General features: G+C 47.2%; 17 protein-coding genes. 12 read left to right on the forward strand and 5 right to left on the reverse strand.

Going from position 1 to position 16,222, the window contains the following annotated elements; translation table 11 throughout:
- Positions 1-17 precede the first annotated feature (17 nt).
- The 3 genes from serC to ASF99_RS08170 are packed head-to-tail and all read left to right on the forward strand — an operon-like array spanning position 18 to position 3,456.
- Positions 18-1,082 (forward strand): 3-phosphoserine/phosphohydroxythreonine transaminase, encoded by a 1,065-nt coding sequence (serC, locus tag ASF99_RS08160; protein WP_055968434.1) that lies wholly within the window; start codon positions 18-20, stop codon positions 1,080-1,082.
- Positions 1,083-2,240, forward strand: a complete 1,158-nt coding sequence (locus tag ASF99_RS08165; protein ID WP_035397012.1) for a phosphoglycerate dehydrogenase — start codon at positions 1,083-1,085, stop codon at positions 2,238-2,240. It begins immediately after the preceding gene.
- A 13-nt stretch (positions 2,241-2,253) separates the two neighbouring features.
- Positions 2,254-3,456, forward strand: a complete 1,203-nt coding sequence (locus ASF99_RS08170; RefSeq protein WP_055968436.1) for a DUF1015 domain-containing protein — start codon at positions 2,254-2,256, stop codon at positions 3,454-3,456.
- A gap of 55 nt (positions 3,457-3,511) precedes the next feature.
- Here the strand turns inward: ASF99_RS08170 and ASF99_RS08175 are convergent, their stop codons facing one another.
- On the reverse strand, positions 3,512-5,284 hold the full coding sequence (locus ASF99_RS08175; RefSeq protein WP_023468534.1) for a glycoside hydrolase family 13 protein: 1,773 nt from the start codon (positions 5,282-5,284) through the stop codon (positions 3,512-3,514).
- 194 nt (positions 5,285-5,478) lie between these two features.
- Here ASF99_RS08175 and ASF99_RS08180 point away from each other — a divergent pair, with 194 nt between their 5' ends.
- Together ASF99_RS08180 and ASF99_RS08185 are read left to right on the forward strand one after the other, a co-directional pair.
- Positions 5,479-6,192 (forward strand): YebC/PmpR family DNA-binding transcriptional regulator, encoded by a 714-nt coding sequence (locus tag ASF99_RS08180; protein WP_023468535.1) that lies wholly within the window; start codon positions 5,479-5,481, stop codon positions 6,190-6,192.
- Between the two features lie 244 nt (positions 6,193-6,436).
- A complete protein-coding gene (locus ASF99_RS08185; RefSeq protein WP_023468536.1) occupies positions 6,437-6,730 on the forward strand; it encodes a hypothetical protein in 294 nt (97 codons plus the stop codon).
- A gap of 40 nt (positions 6,731-6,770) precedes the next feature.
- On the opposite strand, the gene ASF99_RS08190 is transcribed toward ASF99_RS08185, so the two are convergent.
- The gene (locus ASF99_RS08190; protein WP_023468537.1) at positions 6,771-7,022 is read right to left on the reverse strand and encodes a hypothetical protein; all 252 of its coding nucleotides are present in this window, start codon (positions 7,020-7,022) and stop codon (positions 6,771-6,773) included.
- A 357-nt stretch (positions 7,023-7,379) separates the two neighbouring features.
- On the opposite strand from ASF99_RS08190, the gene ASF99_RS08195 reads away from it, so the two are divergent.
- From ASF99_RS08195 to mnhG, 7 genes are read left to right on the forward strand one after another with little or no spacing between them, the layout of a single operon-like run.
- Positions 7,380-9,785, forward strand: a complete 2,406-nt coding sequence (locus tag ASF99_RS08195; protein ID WP_055968439.1) for a Na+/H+ antiporter subunit A — start codon at positions 7,380-7,382, stop codon at positions 9,783-9,785.
- Positions 9,782-10,222 carry a Na(+)/H(+) antiporter subunit B gene (locus ASF99_RS08200; RefSeq protein ID WP_055968441.1) on the forward strand — a complete coding sequence of 147 codons (441 nt, stop codon included), beginning with the start codon at positions 9,782-9,784 and terminating at the stop codon, positions 10,220-10,222. Before ASF99_RS08195 ends, ASF99_RS08200 begins: the two co-directional genes overlap by 4 nt.
- Before the next feature lies 1 nt (position 10,223).
- Positions 10,224-10,565 (forward strand): Na(+)/H(+) antiporter subunit C, encoded by a 342-nt coding sequence (locus tag ASF99_RS08205; RefSeq protein ID WP_023468540.1) that lies wholly within the window; start codon positions 10,224-10,226, stop codon positions 10,563-10,565.
- Entirely contained in the window at positions 10,558-12,045 is a 1,488-nt protein-coding gene (locus ASF99_RS08210; RefSeq protein WP_023468541.1) for a Na+/H+ antiporter subunit D, read from the forward strand. The genes ASF99_RS08205 and ASF99_RS08210 overlap by 8 nt, the downstream gene beginning before the upstream one ends.
- 3 nt (positions 12,046-12,048) lie before the next feature.
- The gene (locus tag ASF99_RS08215; RefSeq protein ID WP_023468542.1) at positions 12,049-12,525 is read left to right on the forward strand and encodes a Na+/H+ antiporter subunit E; all 477 of its coding nucleotides are present in this window, start codon (positions 12,049-12,051) and stop codon (positions 12,523-12,525) included.
- 47 nt (positions 12,526-12,572) lie between these two features.
- Complete coding sequence (locus tag ASF99_RS08220) at positions 12,573-12,809, forward strand: Na(+)/H(+) antiporter subunit F1 (protein WP_369792030.1); 237 nt, start codon at positions 12,573-12,575, stop codon at positions 12,807-12,809.
- Entirely contained in the window at positions 12,793-13,167 is a 375-nt protein-coding gene (mnhG, locus tag ASF99_RS08225; protein WP_023468544.1) for a monovalent cation/H(+) antiporter subunit G, read from the forward strand. The genes ASF99_RS08220 and mnhG overlap by 17 nt, the downstream gene beginning before the upstream one ends.
- Positions 13,168-13,220: 53 nt before the next feature.
- Here mnhG and ASF99_RS08230 read toward each other — a convergent pair whose 3' ends face one another.
- The 3 genes from ASF99_RS08230 to odhB form a co-directional block, all read right to left on the reverse strand.
- Entirely contained in the window at positions 13,221-13,664 is a 444-nt protein-coding gene (locus ASF99_RS08230; protein WP_023468545.1) for an Rrf2 family transcriptional regulator, read from the reverse strand.
- 216 nt (positions 13,665-13,880) lie between these two features.
- A complete protein-coding gene (locus ASF99_RS08235; protein ID WP_023468546.1) occupies positions 13,881-14,777 on the reverse strand; it encodes a glycerophosphodiester phosphodiesterase in 897 nt (298 codons plus the stop codon).
- Between the two features lie 157 nt (positions 14,778-14,934).
- Positions 14,935-16,191 carry a 2-oxoglutarate dehydrogenase complex dihydrolipoyllysine-residue succinyltransferase gene (odhB, locus tag ASF99_RS08240; RefSeq protein ID WP_055968443.1) on the reverse strand — a complete coding sequence of 419 codons (1,257 nt, stop codon included), beginning with the start codon at positions 16,189-16,191 and terminating at the stop codon, positions 14,935-14,937.
- Positions 16,192-16,222 lie beyond the last annotated feature (31 nt).

Here is a 16,222-nt window from a genome sequence, read left to right on the forward strand (position 1 = left end):
AAGAAGGAGTGTTCCTCATGACGGTTTATAACTTCTCTGCCGGTCCAGCAGTCCTTCCTGCCCCGGTCCTATTGAAGGCTCAATCCGAGCTACTCGATTATGAAAATTCAGGACAATCCGTTCTTGAAATGAGTCATCGTTCGCCAATCTTCGAATCGATTCGGGAGGCAGCTGAACAATCCTTACGGAGACTGATGTCGATTCCCGATTCGTACTCCGTATTGTTTCTTCAAGGAGGAGCTACACTTCAGTTCGCGATGTTACCGCAAAATCTGGCGACGAAGACCGGACGGATTGATTTCATCGATACCGGCGGCTGGTCGACGAAGGCGATTGCAGATGCCAAACGGTACGCCACGGTCAACGTGCTCGCCTCTTCCGCTGATCACGGGTATCGCTTCATCCCAGAAGGTCCGTTCACGTCAACGGCCGACTATTTGCACATCACTTGGAACAATACCCTCGAAGGGACGACGTATCAGACACCGCCACATGTCGATGTGCCACTCGTCGCTGATGTCTCGTCTTCGATTTTGTCTGAACCATTGCCAATCGAGTCATTCGATGTGTTGTATGCTGGTGCTCAAAAAAACCTTGGTGTCGCTGGTTTAACGGTCGTCATCGTGAAGAACGAGTTGCTTGATCGTGTTCCTGACACGATTGGTGCCTACTTACGGTATGACATCCATGCAAAACAGCGGTCTCTTTATAACACGCCACCGACGTTTAGTCTTTATATGACGAAATTAGTGCTCGATTGGATTGAAGAGACGGGACTCGAGACGATCGCGGCACGAAACGTCTCACAAGCGCGCATGTTATATGAAGCAATTGATCAATCCGATCTATTTCATAACCATGTAGCTGTCAAGGATCGAAGCCGGATGAACATTCCATTCTCGACCGGAAGCGAATCGAAAGACGCTGCTTTCTTGAACTTTGCTGCGCGTCACGATTTAATCAACCTTGCCGGTCACCGCTCGATTGGTGGAATGCGCGCGAGTCTTTACAATGCGATGCCGACCGAAGGAGTTACGGCACTGATTCACATCATGCACCGTTTTGAACAGGGGGAACGTTAAATGTATCACATCCAACTATGGAATGATCTATCAGACAAAGGATTAAAACGATTTACAGACGACTATCACGTCCAGCGGGAAACGGAGCAACCAGACGCCTTTCTCGTCCGCAGCAAGGATTTACATGACATGCGCTTTCCAGATAGTCTCAAAGCCGTCGCCCGAGCTGGCGTCGGTGTCAATACGATTCCACTCGATCAACTCGCGAACCGCGGGATTCCCGTCTTTTCGACACCAGGTGCCAATGCGAATGCCGTCAAGGAACTTGTCATCGGTAGTTTGTTCCTGACGGCGCGAAAACTCGTCCCGAGTCTGCTTTGGACGAACAACTTGCGCGGACCGGATATTCCGGAGCGGATCGAAGCGAACAAAAAACAATTCGTCGGAACGGAGTTACTCGGGAAACGAATCGGGATCGTTGGACTTGGGGCGATCGGGGCAAACTTAGCCAACACCCTTCACGAGCTCGGCATGACCGTCACAGGCTATGATCCACATATGTCCGTTGAGTCCGCTTGGCGCGTCTCGAATCAGATTCAGCGGGCAACACAGCTCGAGGATCTCCTCGCGACAAGCGACTACATCACGTTGCATCTCCCGCTCGTTGATGCAACGACGGGTTTACTCGATGCGTCACTCTTTTCAAAAATGAAACACGGCGCGACCCTACTCAACTTCTCGCGTGGTGAACTCGTCGATGAACAAGCGCTAGCCGAAGTGCTCAGGTCCGGTCGCCTGGCGAATTATGTGACGGATTTCCCGAACGCCTTCATCTTGTCCCTCCCCCGGGTCATTGCCTTACCACATATCGGGGCATCAACAAGTGAAGCGGAGGAAAACTGTGCCATTATGGCGGTCGATCAACTGCGTCTGTTCCTTGAGACAGGAAACATCCGCAATGCGGTCAATTTCCCAGCCGTCGAGTTACCGTTCACTGGAAAACGACGAATTACGATTGCTCACCACAACATTCCGAACATGGTCGGTCAAATCGCCTCCGTGTTAGCGCAAGAGTCGATCAATATCGCGAATATGATCAATGGTAGTAAAGATGCGATTGCCTATACGATCATCGATATCGATAACCATGCGGACGAGATGATTTCGCTCGACCGACTGAATCAGATTCCTGGCGTCTTGAAAACACGCCTACTCTAAAGGAGTGAACCCCATGCCAACTTTCGAACCTTTTGCGGCGTTACGACCGGACTCAAAATATGCGGCAGAATTTGCCGCCTTACCGTATGATGTTTATTCGCGCGAAGAAGCACGTTCCGAGATCCGACGTCATCCGCTGTCTTTTTTACGGATCGATAAAGCAGAAGCTACTCTTCCGTCATTAATCGCTGAAGATGACCCACGCGTTTATCAGCAAGCAGCGCTTGCCTTCGAAGAGAGTCAAACAAACGGCATCTTACAGCTCGATGCAGACGAGACGTATTACATTTATCAATTGTCAGATGGAACACATACGCAATCCGGTTTCGTCGGATGTGTTGCCGTCAGTGATTATGAGACGAATCAAATTCGTAAACATGAGTTCACACGTCCTGATAAAGAGCGCGACCGTGTCCGACACGTCGAACAGTTACAAGCACATACGGGTCCGATTTTACTTGCGCATCAAACCGATGCACAACTCGAAGCAATCGTCACGACGATTACTGCTGGCGATCCCCTATATGATTTCACCGTCGATGGAGTGACGCATCGAATTTATAAAATCACCGATCGCAATCATCTATTGACGATCGGGAGCCAGTTCGCCCGTCACGATGCTCTCTATATCGCTGATGGTCACCATCGTGCTGCAGCAGCAGCCATCGCTGCCAGTCGGACGGACCAGGAGGAAGCCCAACGTTTTCTTGGCGTCTCCTTCCCGCAGGATCAATTACGAATCCTTGGCTACCACCGTGTCGTCGAAGATTTATACGGTCAATCGGTCGTTGACTTCCTCGAGCGATTAGCCCATCGCTTTACGATCACAAAAGGACGTGCCGAACAAACGAAGCCTCACCAAATCGAGATGTATCTCAACCGGCAATGGTATATCCTTTCGTACGATTCTGAACGAATCGGGACGAAAGCGAATCTCGACGTCTCGATTTTACAAGAAGAGTTGTTGACACCGTTACTCGGTATCGAAGATCCACGGACGGACGCACGGATTCAGTTCGTCGGTGGTCATAAGGGGTATGCCGGTCTTGAGCAGATCGTGGACTCTGGACATGCCGCTGTCGCCTTCCACTTGCATCCGACTTCGATCGAAGATTTAATGGCTGTGGCTGATGCGGGAGAAGTGATGCCGCCGAAGTCGACTTGGTTCGAACCGAAGCTTCGGAGCGGTTTACTGATCCATCCGTTTGATTCATAATGCACACGCACTAAAAAAGCAAGTCGCGGATTCGATATCCACGACTTGCTTTTTCTTATACGTGTCGCAAAAGAAGAGCCGACACAGCTTCTACTTGAATAGTTCCCGACAACGTCGTTGCATTTAACAGACTTTCATACGTTCCCTCAAGCGAAAGAGATTGTGCCTCTTCACTTACGTTGACCACGAGCAAGTAAATCTGTTCACCCTGACGTCGCTCGACGACAAATGTCTGTTTTGTATCATCGATCCTTTGGAAATGATACGTTCCGGCATTTGCTAAAACCGGATGCTGTTTTCGAAGAGCGATCAACTGTGCAACGTGATCGAACAACTCACGGTTCTGCTTCGTCTCATCCCATTCCATACACGCACGGTTTGCCGGGTCTTGCCCCCCAGTCATTCCAATCTCATCGCCATAGTAGATGACGGGTGAACCCGGAAATGTCAACAGTGTAGTGAAGAGTAACTTCATTCGATCGATATTCCCTTTCGCACGCGTTAGAGCACGCGGCGTATCATGCGAGTCAATCAAATTGAACATGACCTCGTTGACATTTTGAGAATGCCAGTTTAAATTCCGGCTGACTGCATGTGAGAAATCACGAACGCTCGTCTCGCCCGTCGCAAAACAAGTCAAAAAGCTCTCTGTCAAACCGTAATTCATGACGGCATCAAATTGATCGCCGAGGAGCCATGGTTGCGAATCCGTCCAGCATTCGCCGACGATATAACATGTTCCGTTCGCAGCCCGGACTTCCTTTCGAAACTCACGCCAAAACGCATGATCGACTTCACTAGCGACATCCAGACGCCAGCCGTCAATTCCGAATTCCTCGACCCAGTAACGTCCGACGTGAAGCAAATAGTCTTTGACGTCCGGATGGGCAGTATTCAACTTCGGCATGTTTCGTTCAAATGCAAACACTTCATAGTTTGGAATCGATGGATCGACCGGGAAGGAATCAATCGTAAACCAGTTGGCGTATTTTGAGTCTTGTCCCTTTTCTAAGACATCTTGAAATGCTGGGTGCTCTTCACTAATATGATTAAAGACGGCATCGAGTAATACGCGGATACCGTTCTCATGTAGCACATCGATCATCTTGCGGAACGTTTTCTCGTCACCGAACGCAGGATCAAGCTTCAAGTAATCAAGCGTATCGTATTTATGATTGGATGGTGCTTCAAAGACTGGGCAGAAGTAGACACCCGTGACGCCGAGACGTTGTAAATGATCGACGTGATCAATGACCCCTTGAAAATCTCCACCGAAGAAATTCTGAAAAGCCGGTGCTTCACTTCCCCACTCCTTCGTTCCCGCTGGATCATTCGTCGTGTCGCCATTCGCAAATCGTTCCGGGAAAATTTGATACCAGACCGTATCCTTCACCCAATCCGGTGTATCAAAGACATCCGTCGCATGAACATATGGCACAGAAAAATAATAGCCTGGATGATCGAGTGGTGCTTCGTCATACCAGCCGCGCTCGGTTAAAACGGCTATCTTATCGCCATGAACCTCAAACCCATACCGTACCCGCTTCCGTTCTGGACGGATTGCAATGAACCAATAGTCATACGTCGCATCACTTCCATTGTGTTGCATCGGCGTCCGTTTCACTTTCCATGATTTTTCTTTCTCCGGATCAAAATTCCAATCTCGGTCTTCTTCTTTTTCCGCTTCCCATTCATACGGATCACCATATATCAATTCAACTTTTTCAATATCTCCTTTAGCCGTCATAAGTCGGACATGGACGGTTTCTTGATCATAGGCATAAACGAACGGTGATAATGCGCGATGAACTACTCCAGCCTGATTCAAATTCTGCCACTCTCCCTTAAATTGATATTTCTCTATCGGTAAAGTTCCTTTCTTCCGCATCGCTTAAACGTATTTAGTAGAAATTCAACTGTTCCACCGACATTTTAGTTCAGTCTGTCAGGTAGTTTAAGGTATACTGATAACGCATAGGAAATCACGGATTTCTGACATTACGGAAAGAGAGTGGATACGAAATGGGTCGTAAATGGAATAACATCAAGGAAAAAAAAGCATCAAAAGACAAAAATACGAGTCGGATTTACGCAAAGTTCGGTCGTGAGATTTATGTAGCGGCTAAACAAGGTGAACCCGATCCAGAATCAAACCAAGCATTAAAGGTCGTTCTCGAACGAGCGAAGACATACAACGTGCCACGTGCCATCGTCGATCGGGCGATTGAAAAAGCAAAAGGTGGAGCGGAAGAAAACTACGATGTCTTGCGTTATGAAGGGTTCGGTCCAAGCGGTTCAATGGTCATCGTCGAAACGTTGACGAACAACGTTAACCGGACGGCTTCTGACGTTCGTGCTGCGTTCGGAAAAAATGGCGGAAACATGGGCGTGAGCGGATCCGTCGCTTATATGTTCGATGCGACGGCAATCTTTGCCTTTGAAGGTAAAACTGCAGATGACGTTCTCGAATTGATGATGGAAGCGGATATTGATGTGCGCGATATCCTCGAAGAAGACGAATCTGTCATCATCTACGCTGAGCCGGAACAATTCCATGCTGTACAAGAAGCGTTGAAAGCTGCAGGCATTACTGAGTTCTCACTTGCCGAACTCGTCATGCTCGCCCAAAACGAAGTCGCGTTGTCTGAAGACGACGTCGCCCAATTCGAAAAAATGATCGATGCACTGGAAGATCTTGAGGATGTGCAACAGGTCTACCACAACGTAGAACTATAATCAAAAAGACAAGGGGATGGTCACGACCATCCCCTTGTCTTTTTGATTATAGTTTCTGTATCGGTTAACGCCCAGAATCGGTCACGCACCGTCTGTATTCATCATAAAGTATGAAACGCGTTTCATAACAAGAACTAAAAAAGATTCATTTATGATGTTTATTTCTTGAATTTAATGGGAATAGTAATATTCGGAGTCGATTATAACTTATTTTGCTTTGAAGAAATAAAAGGAGGAACGAACGATGACATATTCTTTAATTGAAACATTCAAACACATCGTAAGCGAGGCAACTAGCTTTAAGCGCGTTGATTTCGGAGGATACGATATTTATATGCAGACAACAGATGGACGAACGATTACGGCACACATCCGCTATGATGGTGGTGGAACAGACTTCAATGAAGCTTATTTAATGCTAGAATCGAGTACCGGTCAACGTCGCACAGCGACCTTAACGCTTTATCAATTCGAACATCTTTCTTCTTATACTGCACACAGTGAACGGACACGTGCCCTAGTCACAACAAGTGCTTAATGACTATAAAACACGCCTCTCATTCGAGAGACGTGTTTTTTTAATTTTCTTCTCGCTCGAGGCGTTCGAGTTCTGCGTGCGTTTGTGGGAATCCATTCGCTTGCCAATCTGCCCGATGAATAGAATCAAGTTGTGTCAGTCCGACTTCAGCCGGATCGCGTTTCGCGTCGACACTTGGACGATGGTCAATATCGTCTGAAGTCGTTTTTCGTTGTTGGTATTGTTGATAGGCGATTGTCGCAATCGCCGCTAAACCACCTAAAATGACACCTGTCTTGAATGTTGCTCGCATGAAAGTTCCCCCTCTAAGGTCATTAGTTGTGCTCTAGGTAGATGTACCCGAGTTACTTGAATTTGAATCATTCTTCTCATGGATCAACGTGTTATTTGAAAAAAATCAAAAAAAATTTCAGCCTATTTCTGCCGTGTTCCTACATATTTAATAATCAAGAGAGAAAATGGCTCTATCCCTTATGCTTCAACGCTTCACGTCATGCAAGAAGGAAAAAAGTACGCTATACTTGATTCAGAAACATCTTCGACGAACAAAATGAATCGTGTCTTCTACTGGACAGTTCCGAGCTTCAACAGCTTGCGTTCGCGTCCCTTTTTCATTTTTGGTCGTCGATGTCACAAAGGAGGGAATTTCGTGTCCGTGATGCACGGGGCTATTTTACTGCCCATATTGATCAGTCTTTTCATTCCGCTTCTAGCGAAACGCCTTCCGAACATTCATACCGGTTGGTTTGTACTTGTCGTACCTGTACTGCTCGTTTCGTATTTCAGCCGCTTTCTCGCTGGTACGATGTCAGGTGAGACCTTTACGGCACGCATGCCGTGGATACCATCGCTCGGTATCGATTTCGTCACGTATCTCGACGGACTCGGCTTATTGTTCGCACTATTGATCACAGGAATCGGCTCACTCGTCGTTCTTTATTCGATTTTTTATTTAGATGCGAAAAAAGAATCACTCGGAACATTTTATGTTTATCTGTTGATGTTCATGACCGCCATGCTTGGCGTCGTGCTGTCAGATAACATGATCGTCCTCTATCTGTTCTGGGAATTAACGTCGATTTCGTCGTTCTTATTGATCGCCTATTGGTACGAGCGGGAACGTTCTCGTTACGGCGCTCAAAAATCGATGCTGATCACCGTCTTCGGTGGACTAGCGATGCTTGGGGGAATCGCGATTCTCTCAACACTCAGTGGATCGTTAAGTATTCGTGAGACCTATGCGTCGCTTGAATCGATTCAAGGTGAACCCTTCTTTTCGGTCGCCCTCGTTTTATTCTTGCTAGCTGCCTTCACGAAATCGGCTCAATTTCCGTTCCACATCTGGTTACCGGATGCGATGGAAGCACCGACCCCTGTCAGCGCCTACTTGCACTCGGCAACGATGGTCAAGGCAGGGTTGTATCTTGTCGCTCGTTTCAGTCCGATTTTTGCGGATGAGTCGCTCTGGTTCTATCTCGTCTCATCTGTCGGAATATTCACCTTATTCTGGGGTTCACTCAATGCGGTGAAACAACATGATTTGAAAGGAATCCTTGCTTACTCGACGATTTCTCAGCTTGGATTGATCATGTCCTTGCTCGGACTCGGAGCAGCCGCCTTGCACGTCGACGCGTTAGATGACGGATTATATACGATTGCGACAGTCGCTGCGATCTTCCACCTGATCAACCACGCGACGTTTAAAGGCAGTCTCTTCATGATGGCGGGAATCGTCGATCACGAGACTGGTACTCGCGACATTCGGAAGCTCGGTGGTCTTGCGCAACTCATGCCGATTTCGATGACGATTGCGATGATCGGGACCCTTTCGATGGCGGGGATTCCACCATTCAATGGTTTCTTAAGTAAAGAGATGTTCTTGACAGGTGTACTTGAAGTTTCAGGATCTGACTTGTTCCACTTACCGTCTTACGGTTGGATTATTCCTGTACTCGCCGTCGTCGGAAGTATCTTTACATTCGTCTATAGCATCTTGATCGTCCGCAGAACGTTCTTCGGTAAGCGTCAAGACGACAAGTTACCGAAAACACCACACGAGGCACCGATTGGCATGTTGATTCCACCTCTCGTCCTCGTCTCGCTCGTCGTCATCATCGGACTCTTCCCGAATATATTATCGGATACGTTGATTCGACCGGCAGTCGAAGCGATCTTACCGCAAGTCGTTGATGCGGGTGGCAAGATTGATGTGCATATTTCAATGTGGCATGGATTCAATACTGAATTATTCCTGACACTCGTGATCATCAGTGCTGGCGTAATCTTGTATAAAACACTCCCACGTTGGCAATCGCTTTACAACCGGATGCCACGTGCCGTCTCCTTGAATCATCAATATGACGCCTTGTTACGTCGTGGTGAACAGACATCGACAAAGATCCATGATACGGTCATGACCGGATACATGCGGTCGTATCTCGTCTACATCTTCGGATTCATCGTCATCTTGATCTTGACGGCATTATACGGGTTTAATGCCTTCCGCTTCGCGGTTGATCCAATCAGCTCGATTGACGCGTATGAGATCATCCTTGCACTCGTTCTCGTTTCGAGTGCCCTCTCGATCACCTTTGCGCGTTCACGACTGACATCGGTCATCTTGCTCGGTGTGACAGGTTATACGGTCGCTCTGTTCTTCGTCTTGTTCCGAGCGCCAGACCTTGCCTTGACGCAACTCGTCATCGAGACAGTATCGGTCGCTCTGTTCCTGCTCGTTTTCTATCGTTTACCGGAAATCAGCCGGAAAGAAGAGCGCATTCCGTTCAAGCTCGGCAACGCCTTGATTTCGGCACTCGTCGGACTGACGGTGACACTCGTCGCACTTGCTTCTCTCAGCCAACGATCGTTTACTTCAATCGCCAAATATTACATCGATAATGTCGCTGATCTTGCCGCTGGCGGTAATATGGTCAACGTCATTCTCGTCGACTTCCGTGGCTTCGATACGTTGTTTGAGATTGCCGTTCTCGCACTTGCCGGAATCGGAATTTACACGATGATTAAATTCAGACGAACAGGAGGGATGGATAAATGAAAAAGCAGACAAAAAAACATACGAATGACGTCATCTTAGAGTCCGCGACTTCCTTTATCACGTTCATCATCTTCCTGTTTGCTGTCTACTTGTTCTTTGCTGGACACTATACGCCAGGTGGCGGTTTCATTGGTGGTCTTGTGACGGCGTCTGCTCTTGTCTTGATCTTACTTGCTTACGACATCAAGACGTTACGCCGGATTTTGCCATTCGACTACAAATGGATCACGGCTCTTGGCATGTTGATTGCCGTAATGACGGCTTCAGGAGCGCTTGTCTTTAACGTCCCGTTCTTCACACATGCACATGACTATTTCAACCTACCGTTATTCGGTAAGACATCACTTCATACGGCGATGTTGTTTGATCTTGGTGTTTATCTTGTTGTAGTCGGTGTGACGATGACGATTATTCAAACGATTGGGGAGAGTGATTAATATGGAAATCATCATGGCGATCGCCGCAGGCATCCTGACGATGTGTGCCATTTATCTCATTCTTTCGAAAAGTATTCTTCGCATTATCATCGGAACAGGGTTGCTCAGCCACGCTGCCCATCTACTCGTCATGACGATGGGTGGATTAAAACGAGGCGCGGCTCCGGTCTTAAAGGACGGCGTGACTTCCTATACGGATCCACTACCGCAAGCACTCGTCTTGACCGCCATCGTCATCAGCTTTGGTGTCACTGCCTTTTTCTTGGTACTCGCTTATCGTGCCTATCAAGAACTCGGAACCGATAATATCGAAGAGATGAAAGGAACCGATTCGAATGATTAACTTACCGCTACTACCAATCATCATCCCTTTGTTGACGGGTGTCCTCTTGATGTTTTTCCCGAGACACCTCAAAGGACAACGAATCGTTTCCCTCTTTTCGACGATTTTGACTGTCTGTGCCTCCATCTATCTCGTGCTGACTGTCCGGTCGAACGGCATCTTAACAGTCACACTCGGTAGCTGGCCAGCACCTTTTGGTATTACGCTCGTCTCAGACATGCTATCCGCTTTACTCGTCACGACGACGAGCATTCTTGTTCTTTGTATCATCTGGTATGCCATTGTCTACTTGAGCGTTTCCTATCAACGGTACTACTATTTCATCGCCGTTCAATTCCTGCTCGTTGGTGTCAATGGTGCCTTTACGACAGGTGATATCTTTAACATGTTCGTCTTCTTCGAAGTCTTCCTGATTTCGTCTTATGTCTTGATCGTTCTCGGCGGGAAACCGGCACAATTACGAGAATCGCTGAAGTATCTTTTGATCAACGTCATCTCGTCCGCATTATTCGTCATGACGGTGGCCTTCTTGTACGGAATCATCGGATCACTCAGCATGGCGGATATCAGTCAAAAGATTTCAGAGGTCGGACAGCCGGCAATCCTAAACGTCATCGCCTTGTTATTCCTGATCGTCTTCGGATTAAAAGGTGCGATCTTCCCGCTCTACTTCTGGTTACCTGGTTCTTATCAAGTACCGCCGACGCCTGTTCTTGCTCTGTTCGGTGCCTTGCTGACGAAGGTCGGGGTCTACGGGATTTTACGGACGTATAGTTTGTTCTTCTCAAATGAGATTGGAACGATTCATCAAATCTTAAGTATCCTTGCTCTCAGTACGATCATCATCGGGGTGATCGGTGCGCTTGCGACACGGGATGCGAAGCAAATCATCATCTACAACATCATCGTCGCAGTCGGGGTCATCTTGTACGGGGTTTCCCTCATGACACCGCAAGCACTAGAAGGTGCGATTTTCTACCTTCTTCATGATATGTTGATCAAAGCCGCTTTATTCCTTCTCGTAGGGATTATGGTCGGAATTGCCGGCTCGAGTAAACTGAAAGATATGGGAGGGATGATCAAAACCTATCCTGTACTAGGTTGGACGTTCTTCATCGCGGCGTTATCACTTGCCGGGATTCCACCGCTCAGCGGGTTCATTGGGAAATTCCTGATTGTTCGTGGTGGTATTGAAGCTGGTGAGTTGATTGGACCGATCATCGTCTTACTATCAAGTCTGCTCGTCTTGTATTCCGTCGTTCAATTGTTCATGCGTGCCTTTTGGGGAACACCGAAGACCTACTCGGGTGATAAACAAGCGCTTGTTCCCAAGCTGCTAGTTCCTACGATTGTCTTAGTTGCGCTCAGCGTTCTCTATGGAGTAGGTGCTGAGGCGATGCGTCCACTGATTCAACAAGCCGTCGAACCGTTGACGAATCCAACGCTCTATATCGATGCCGTACTAAAAGGAGGTCGTTAATTCATGGCATTTCAAGTCTTGCTCAACTTATTTCTTGCATTCTTGTGGATGTTTCTCTCAAACAATTTCTCGGCCTCCGGTTTCGTCATCGGTTACGCGCTAGGGCTGATTGCGATGTTCGCTTTCCGTCGCGGCTTCAAAGGTCGCTTTTATCTCGGACCTGTCGTCGCACTCGTCCTATTGTTTTTCCGCTTTCTCTACGAGCTTGTCGTCGCGAACATCGATGTCTTGAAAATCATTTTAAAGCCGAAGTTAGATATTCAACCTGGTATTTTCGCCTATGAGACCGAACTCGATCAACCGTGGCAAATCACGTTGCTGTCAATGCTGATCACGCTGACACCGGGAACGCTTGTCGTTGATATCTCGGATGATAATAAGACACTCTACATTCATGCACTCCACATGCCAGAGGTCGATGAAGCGGTCGCTTCGATTCGTGATAGTTTTGAGAAAGCCATTCTGGAGGTGAGTCGGTGATGTTCGATATTTTAATCTATATCGCACTCGGGGGTGTCTTTCTCTCGATGCTTGGTCTGTTTTACCGGGTCATCAAAGGACCAAGTGTTGCGGATCGTGTCATCGCGCTTGATTCAATTGGTATCAGCTTGATTTCAATCGTTGGACTTGTCTCGATCATCTTACGGACGAGCGACTACCTCGAAGTCATCCTGTTGATTGGTATACTCGCCTTCATCGGTACAGTTGCCTTTTCAAAATATATCGAGAAAGGAGAGATCATCGAACGTGATCGCAACCAATGAATTGATCGTCGCGGTCTTCGCCTTGCTCGGTATGGGATTTAGTCTCGTCACCGCGCTTGGTCTGATCCGCTTACCGGATGTCTATACGCGTGCTCACGCTGCATCTAAAAGCGCGACATTAGGTGTCATGTCGATTTTAATCGGCGTCATCATCTATTTCGTCACTGAAGATGGATTCTTCTCCTCTCGTGTCGTTCTCGGCATCCTGTTCGTGCTCATCACAGCACCGATTGGAGGACATCTGATCGCTCGTGCTGCATATTACAGCAATGTTCCGTTGTGGAAATCGTCTGTTCGAGACGACTTGTCCCAGAACAAAGAACATGTGGAACCAAAGAAACGTCAAGATGATGTATAAGTATCGATCTGACAAAACCCTCGCTTCCATTCACGGAAGCGAGGGTTTTTTGATTAGGAACGCTGTAAAGATGAGGCAGCAAACAAGAGTGCCAACTCATCACGATTATCTAGCAATTCTTCTAATGTATGCTGTTCCAGTTCCCGGATAAAAGCTCGAAGCGCTCGTCCGAGCACACCTTTTAGACGGCATCCTGGTTCGATGACACAATGACCGTTGCTTCCAAAACACTCGACGATATCCATCGGTTCCATCTCCCGAACGACTTTCCCGATGTTGATGTCTTTTGGCTCACGAATCAAACGGAGTCCGCCTGACCGACCTCTTGTTGATTCGACATAGCCAAGTTTCGCTAATTGTTGTGTTACCTTCATTAAATGGTTGGATGAGATGCCATAATGCTTGGCAATCTGCGGCATTGGTGTGATAACATCCCGGTGCACCCCGAGATACATCAACACACGTAGTCCATAATCCGTATACTGTGTAATTCTCACGATCCTCACTCCATTCCTTCCCAAAACTGCACTGTTATCGTACCATGAAATACGAAACTGACTACATTGTTTTGTCTCATGATTCGAAATTCTGATAAACCTCTATAGGGTTTACGTATGGAATGAAATATTGGATTTAAAATACGAGTTTTAAAAACAAAAAACTATTCCTCCTTTCCTGTTCGAAAGAAGAAATAGTACTGTTTCGTTTTTACTTTATTTTTTGTACAGCCCTTTCACGACATCATTGAAACGGTCGGCATAGTTCGTAAAAACACCTGTAACACCATAATCAAGCATACGTACCATATCCGCTTTTTCATTGACAGTATACGGGTGAAGTAATAAATCATGCGCGCGAATCGCTGAGACGTTCTCACGTGTCAACGCTTTGAAGGAAGGACCGACACCGACTGCATACTGACGGATTGCAGTCAATCGATCATCCGTCAATGCCTTGACTTCGTTCGCTTCCATCAACTGAATAAGCGGTACATTCGGATCCATGGCTTTGACTTTTTGAAGGCTTGCTTCACTGAACGATTGAATTAAGACTTGACCCGGTTTTACACGATCACTCGATAAACCATAAGCTTTTAAGGTATTCAATAACTTCTCTTCCATACCTGGATAAACCTCTGGCGATTTTGTTTCAATATAATAGTTCGCATGCTTTCCATATGTCGAGAAAATTTCTTCAAGTGTCGGCACTTTTAATCCAGCGTACTCTTTTCGAGCAAGTGAAGGGTTTACTTCATTGAACCAGCTTCCTGCATCAAGCTTCTTGATTTCTTCAAGTGTCTTGTCTTTGACAGCACCCGTCCCATCTGTCGTCCGATCAACCGTTTCATCGTGCATCGCAATCAATTGACCATCTTTTGTCATCTGTAAGTCAATCTCGATGTAATCTGCTTTAAATTTCTTATGTCCCATTTCATAAGCTGGCATCGTATGCTCTGGTGCATACCCTGAAGCTCCGCGGTGAGCGACGTTGATGATTCGATTTGGATCGAGCAATGATTTTCCTTTTGATTGTGCACCGACATCTTCTGTCGGAAAACCTGTACTTAATATCGCGCCTGCAGCCATCGTTAACCCAAATTGTTTCAACATAATTGATTCCCCCTTGAAATATTCTTACAATACCTATCCTAAGTCGTATGTATGAAGCTGATATAGAGAAAATGTAAATGTCATTTCGTGATTTGATGACAAAGTGTTATTACGACATAGAAAAAGACCCGTTCGATCAAACGGGTCTTTTTGAAACTTACGCTTCGAAAATCAATGACTCTGGATCTTCAAGCAAATCTTTGATGTGCTTCAGGAACGTAACGGCTTCTTTTCCATCAACGATTCGGTGGTCGTAGGAGAGTGCGACATACATCATCGGACGGTTTTCCATCCGTTCAGCATCAATCGCGACAGGACGCAAGTTGATTGCATGCATCCCTAGAATCGCGACTTGTGGACCGTTTAAGATCGGTGTCGACATGAGTGAACCGAACGTACCACCATTCGTGATCGTGAACGTACCACCCGTCAAATCAGATAGACCGAGTTTGTTGTCACGCGCTTTGACAGCGAGTTGAATGATATCTTTTTCAATCTCAGCGAAGTTCTTCTTGTCCGCATCACGTACGACAGGAACGACGAGACCGTCCGGTGCTGAGACCGCAATCCCGATATCGTAGAATTTCTTCAGGACGATTTCATCCCCTTGAATCTCAGCATTCAAGTATGGCATCTTCTTCAGTGCTGCGACTGCTGCTTTTGTAAAGAATGACATGAAGCCGAGCTTGACTTCGTTTTCCTTCACAAATTTCTCTTGGCGACGTTTACGTAGTGCCATGACCGCTGACATATCGATCTCATTGAATGTCGTCAACATCGCTGCCGTTTGTTGAACTTCAACGAGTCGGTTCGCAATCGTCTTACGACGGCGTGACATCTTGATTCGCTCTTCCGGTTTCCCAGGAGCGGCTGCAGGTGCTGGTGCCGGTGTAGCGGGTTTCGTAGGAGCCGGTTTTGCTTGCTCACGTGGTGCTACTTCAAACGTCGCGACGTCTTGGACGCGGATGCGACCAAGTGGATCTTGCGTCGCCACTTGCGCTAAATCGATTCCTTTTTCACGAGCCAGTTTACGGGCAGCAGGTGAAGCAATCGGACGATCCGCAACAGATGTACTTTCAGTCGCTGCTGCAGCCACCGGTTGTTCCGCTTTTTCTTCTGCTTTTGGTGTCTCTTTTGGCGTTTCTTGTACTGGTTCTGCCGCAGCCGGTTTTGGAGCCTCGCCACCAGCAGAGATGACAGCAATCGTTTCCCCGACGCGAACTGTATCTCCTTCAGCAGCCATCACTTCCGTCAACGTACCTGCTTCATCTGACGGTACTTCGATGTTGACTTTATCTGTCTCGAGCTCAACGATGGCTTCCCCTTTTTCCACGTGATCACCTGGTTGTTTTAACCAAGACGCCACCGTTCCTTCAGTAATTGATTCGGCAAGTTCTGGTACTTTGATTTCCATCGTATTCTCCCCCTATGACTCGATTCTATCT

Source organism: Exiguobacterium sp. Leaf187 (assembly GCF_001423925.1).
Taxonomy (GTDB): Bacteria; Bacillota; Bacilli; order Exiguobacteriales; family Exiguobacteriaceae; genus Exiguobacterium_A; species Exiguobacterium_A indicum.